The organism is Leptospira ainlahdjerensis, from assembly GCF_016919175.1.
In the GTDB taxonomy this organism is placed as follows: domain Bacteria; phylum Spirochaetota; class Leptospiria; order Leptospirales; family Leptospiraceae; genus Leptospira; species Leptospira ainlahdjerensis.
This window is the reverse complement of the sequence record NZ_JAFFPU010000084.1, coordinates 1-584: the sequence shown is the minus strand read 5'-3', so window position 1 is coordinate 584 and position 584 is coordinate 1. Positions and strand designations below refer to the sequence as shown.

Annotated in this window: 1 protein-coding gene; it reads left to right on the top strand. The window is 42.6% G+C overall.

Features of this window, described 5'->3' with window-relative positions; all coding sequences use genetic code 11:
* Positions 1–48: 48 nt before the first annotated feature.
* The coding region (locus tag JWG45_RS22675) for a hypothetical protein (RefSeq protein ID WP_205281727.1) at positions 49–584 on the top strand (536 nt) is incomplete at its 3' end.

Genomic DNA, 584 nt, shown 5'->3' with positions numbered 1-584 from the left:
CCTTGCGACGTTGTGCGGATTGGATTTTTCTGTTAGCCTATTGGCAACATGGAAGAACTAAGCGCACTCTATAAAATCGATCACTTATCTCTCTTACTCATTTCTTTTATTCTCCTCTTTACGGTTTTACTCGTATATCGGAAACCGCTCGGTCAGATTTTTGGACTGATCTCAAGACTGATTGCGAAGAGTTTGAACTCGAAGGACAGAATATCTGTCGTTCAAATTCAGGCAGATACCCACCCGGACGCTCGCTTTATCCAAGAGCATATCACGACAATTCAATTCATAGATTCACTTCGAGTCCGAGACTCGGAAATGTTTTACGGTTTTCTATTCAACCTCGTCAGTGAAGTCCGCGCAAGGCTTACTAATCCGTATCCAAATGTAAGACTTACTTTCTCCTTTTTAAATGTCGATTATATCTCTTCCGCCGCGATCGGAGCCTTTTCAAAAATCCTTATCGACGTAGTTCAAAAGAACGGAATTTTCCTGAACATCCTTTTCCCACCCGGAAGGTTTACAAACACGGTTGAAAACTTTCGGATGCTCGCGGGTAACGCGGAACACATCGCAATATCAAT